This window comes from Okeania sp. SIO2B3, from assembly GCF_010672525.1.
GTDB lineage: Bacteria > Cyanobacteriota > Cyanobacteriia > Cyanobacteriales > Microcoleaceae > Okeania.
The window spans coordinates 1-3014 of record NZ_JAAHGH010000217.1 but is presented as its reverse complement, the minus strand read 5'-3'; the positions used below and the strand labels follow the sequence as shown (position 1 = coordinate 3014).

4 protein-coding genes are annotated in these 3014 nt (G+C 36.4%); 2 read left to right on the top strand and 2 right to left on the bottom strand.

Annotated features, from left to right (window positions below):
- Positions 1 to 540: 540 nt before the first annotated feature.
- Together F6K15_RS38955 and F6K15_RS37675 are read right to left on the bottom strand one after the other, a co-directional pair.
- A complete protein-coding gene (locus F6K15_RS38955; RefSeq protein WP_363269564.1) occupies positions 541 to 714 on the bottom strand; it encodes a hypothetical protein in 174 nt (57 codons plus the stop codon).
- A gap of 3 nt (positions 715 to 717) precedes the next feature.
- A complete protein-coding gene (locus tag F6K15_RS37675; RefSeq protein ID WP_363269562.1) occupies positions 718 to 1923 on the bottom strand; it encodes an NB-ARC domain-containing protein in 1206 nt (401 codons plus the stop codon).
- Positions 1924 to 2285: 362 nt separating this feature from the next.
- Between F6K15_RS37675 and F6K15_RS37670 the strand changes: the two genes are divergently transcribed.
- Positions 2286 to 2522 carry a hypothetical protein gene (locus tag F6K15_RS37670; protein ID WP_293071180.1) on the top strand — a complete coding sequence of 79 codons (237 nt, stop codon included), beginning with the start codon at positions 2286 to 2288 and terminating at the stop codon, positions 2520 to 2522.
- 31 nt (positions 2523 to 2553) lie between these two features.
- Positions 2554 to 2880, top strand: a complete 327-nt coding sequence (locus tag F6K15_RS37665) for a hypothetical protein (RefSeq protein ID WP_293071178.1) — start codon at positions 2554 to 2556, stop codon at positions 2878 to 2880.
- Positions 2881 to 3014 lie beyond the last annotated feature (134 nt).

Genomic DNA, 3014 nt, shown 5'->3' with positions numbered 1-3014 from the left:
TAATGGCATTGGCTAACGCCAAGCTCCGAATTGCGCCCTTACAGGGTTTTGGTTATGACGATGTGGTTTAGAGATCGGCAAAAGCGCTGTAATAGTAGTTGAGCCAATGGAACTGAGTAAAAATTCTTATTGCGACATCCGCAACAAAACCACAGACAGTAAAAATTCCCCATGGAACTAAGCAAAAATTCTGATTGCGACATCCGCAATACAGCGCTTTTGAGATTGATCAACCACATCGCTACAACCAAAACCTTGTCAGGGCGAATGCCATTCGCCCCTACCTACCCAAATGAAAATCACTGTCAAACCACAGACACTGAAAATTCCCCATGGAACTGAGCAAAAACTCCTATTGCGACATCCGCAATAAAACCACAGACACTGAAAATTCCCCATGGAACTGAGCAAAAACTCCTATTGCGACATCCGCAATAAAACCACAGACACTGAAAATTCCCCATGGAACTGAGTAAAAACTCCTATTGCGACATCCGCAATAAAACCACAGACACTGAAAATTCCACCTCAAACTCTGTCCTAACCAAAAAAAACACTGCTATATTCCCTGACTACAGGTGGCACACTGTAAAGATTTTCTTGTTTTTCAATTATGGAACGCCGACATAAAGATTGTAATGTGTTGAGTAAATCTGATGGTGATATTTCTGTAGTTTCTAAGAATTGCGCCAGACTAATAGGTTGATTTTTCATTACTCAAAGCTCTAAAATTTGTTTTTCGGTTTCCGATAGGCGATCGCTCTGCTGTTGTAAAGTATCTTTTAAATCTTCTGGTAATAAGATGGCATCATCTGGCAATAATTCAATCAAATTTTCTCCTAATTCTTGAATCTGAGTTGCCATACTTTTTAACCATAGAGGGTTGCCTTGATAGAGGTGAATTAGCTTTTCCCAATTATCAATTTCTGTTAAACCATAATCTCTGAGTATTTCTGTTGCGCTGGCAATATCTAAACCAGTCAGTTGCAAAATAGGAATTGGTGTTTTTTTGCTTTTGAGTTGAGCAAGTTTAATGGGTTGTTCCCAACCTATTAATAGCAGGCAACTGTCATGGGATAATTTTTCTATCTGTTTGAAAAAGCAGTCATACTCTTCATATCCTGGTTTGTACTTTCCTGCTAATTCCCCACTGCTGAAAAGGTGATGAATGTCATCCAAAATTACTAAACAACGATGCTGCTGTAAATATTTGATTAGGGGTAAAGGTTTTTGTGTGTTTTCGAGTGAGTTTTGTTGTTGAGACTGGGAGAAAAATTGAAGTAAGTCAGCTTGAAATTCTGCAAAAGTGGGGGATGTTTCCAGACTGCGCCAAACTACATAGTCAAAATTATCTTTTATTTGGTGAAGGAGTTTTACTGCTAATGTGGTTTTGCCGATACCAATGATACCCGTGAGTGCAATGAGGCGAAAATGTTGTTGTAAAATCCAGGTAGTTAGGGTTTCGAGTTCGGTGGTGCGGTTGTAGAAGTCGCCTAACTCTGGCATTTCATCTAAATATTGATGTGGGGTTGCAGGTTGTGTGGGGTGAGATTTTTGTTGGTTAGGTTGGTGTGAGTTTGGTGTATCTGGGGAGTGCCTTTCTTTTTCACAGATGTTGAAACTGTCACTCACTACAACATCTTGTGCAAGGTTTAAAATGTTAGAGTTTTGCCACCTCTCTATTGCGGAGCGAAAATTTGGTTTAGTAACCTTTTCCCCTAACGCTTCTGAAAGTGTTTTCCATAATTCTGCACCCACACCTCTAATGCAACTTTCAGAGTAGTCAAAATCTTCAGCTATTTGTCTGTATCTCTTGCGTTTTAGAGTTCCTTGCAATACCGCTTGTTGTAAATCATCTAAATGCTGACCTGTTTTCTCAAAGACTATTTCATCGGCCAGTTTTAAGGCTTCTTCTAGACTCATGGGGTTAGGGAATAGGATTTGATTTGTATCATTGCTTATATTTGGGAACAGTTTAGTACATTTTTAACATTTTTGTACAAAAGTAGATGAAATTAAAACAAAATATGGACAAAATTGGAAGTATTTCAGTTGGCATACCATTACTATACAGGCGATTATGGAAAGAGTTTCTAACTATAGTCATTTTAGTTTAGGTTGAGACGATAATTTCTTGCTGTGAAACGGTTTCTGCTGAAAAAGTGTCTCATTCTTATTTAAAACAACTATAACTAGAAGATAAAAATGGACATGAATTATAAAGCTTAACGCTATATACAGCCTACTTGTATAAGTTATGTTTTTATTAAGGTAGTAATTTAATTATGAAAGATTTTTTTAAGTTTCTGTTTGAGTATGTTTTTATGTTTTTTACTGGTCTTGGAGCTGCTATAGTACAAAATTTTCACTTCTTAATAGGTTTGAGTGTAATACCTCTAATTGTATTTTCAATTATTGAACTTCGCTCAGAAAATGACAAGACAAGCAAGTTACAAAAAATTTCTAGTTTATGTATCACATGGTTTGGTGGTGTTGCAACGGGGGTTAGATTCTCTTCATAGATAAGTAATTTAGTTCGTTCTTTATATAAAAATGAAAAACATAGAATTAGTTTCTAAAGTAATAGTATTTTCAGTATTAGTAATTGTTGTTACATTTTATTTTAGAGAATACAGCTTGGATAGATACAATCAAGGAATACTTCTAGATAAAAAAGAATATATTTCAAATTTTGATAAATATAAAAGTGAGCTATTAAGTTCAAAAAAAGATATAAGCTTACCTTACTCGCTAATGGTAACTTTTCTAGGACTACTAATCATTGTTGGCGGATATGAATTAATTGTTTTTATTGTTAGCCTTTTTATAAAATTGATGGTTAATAATAGACATTCAATAGACATTGAAAAAAAATTATAGTCCAGTAGTAGACTGACACACCTAAAACTGTGCACTCTTATTTTTGTTTATAGGTGTCTTTTTCTCCCCATCTCCCCATCTCCCCATCTCCCCCTCCCCCCCTCCCCCCATCCCCCCCTCCTCCCCTCCCCCCC